The 1280-nt window shown below is 57.1% G+C and carries 1 protein-coding gene; it reads right to left on the bottom strand.

The features are described from left to right. Positions 1-430: 430 nt before the first annotated feature. Positions 431-1280: IS110 family RNA-guided transposase (locus AWB69_RS45200; protein WP_062093236.1), on the bottom strand; the 850-nt coding region annotated here is incomplete at its 5' end.

The raw sequence follows: 1280 nt of genomic DNA, 5'->3' as shown, positions 1-1280 counted from the left end.
TTAAAAGTGTCATCCATTGAAAGGCCTAGATCAAGAGATAAAACGCCTCTCTCAGGCTTTAGCCTGCTTAGCCGAAACAGTTTCAACCGCCGCCTACCACGTCGACACGCATGAGCATGCATCCGATTTTTCGCTCGCCTGGTTGCAGAACTGGTCTGCTCCAGTCATCCATCGGGATCAAGGCGGGCGCCGGTATTCTGGCACTCGCCCGTGGCTCATACAAAGCCCCAGAAAACCATCGGTACCAGACCAGGGTCCACAGGAGTATTCAACAAGAATCGGCTTGCTGCGTTAGCAGTGCCAGGCTCGTCTCGGCTCGCGGTCTGGGCATCCCAGCAATCGCTGATTGGGGGACGGCGGGAGCACGTGGCCCAATCAACTGACCTGGGTTCACGCCAACACTTTTACCGGGCTCACGGCCCCGCCGAATCTAACCAAAGCATTTGGTCACCTCGAAAGGTTTTCCGTCTCGTAACATGTAGAAGGCCGCGCGCGCGAGCTTATGCGCAAGCGCCTTCATCGCGACCACGGGCATGCGTCGGGCTTTTTTGCGCTCATAGAAGCGTCTCGCCTGCGGACAACTGCGCATGGCAACGGCCGCAGCCTCGATGAAGGCCCAGGAAAGATACTTGTTGCCGTTCTTTGCGTTGCCTTCACCCTTCTTCTTACCATTCGAGATCCGCTTGCTCTCGACGCATCGGCAGTAGGAACTGAACTGCCCGACGCTGTGAAAGCGGGCGATGGTACCCGTTTCCAGCATGATGGTGGTCGCGAGGGTCTCACCGATCCCGGGCACGGTCTTGAGGATCGCGAACTCGGGGCGCAGTTTCACGGTGCTGTGCAGGACGGTTTCGATTGCATGGATTTGATCCTGCAGCGTGCGCACAACCGTGAGGTTGGCCATCAACGCACACTCGATATGCGGCGACAAGCGCAGCGCAGTCACAGCCGCGTTATCGAGGTGGCGAACCTGTTGTGCGTTGAGGCGCAGATTTAACTGCCGTGCCAGGATGTTCTCGATACTAAGAGTGTTCAGCGTGCGTTGCTGTACGAGTTGCATGCGCTTGCGGGCGAGATCACGTAAGCCGCGCTCCGCTGACGGATAAATATAACCCTCGGGCAATAGCCCGAGACGGAACATATGCGCGAGAAATACGGCATCTCGTTCATCACCGGCGTATTTCAGGCCCTCGTACTGCTTGATGGCTGACGTATTTGCCAGATGGACGGCAAAGCCCGCGGCCATCAGGCCGTCGACAAGCCAGTACCAATTATAAGTT

The organism is Caballeronia udeis, from assembly GCF_001544555.2.
Lineage (GTDB): Bacteria > Pseudomonadota > Gammaproteobacteria > Burkholderiales > Burkholderiaceae > Caballeronia > Caballeronia udeis.
The sequence above is the reverse complement of the archived record's forward strand: the minus strand, read 5'-3'. Positions and strand labels throughout refer to the sequence as shown.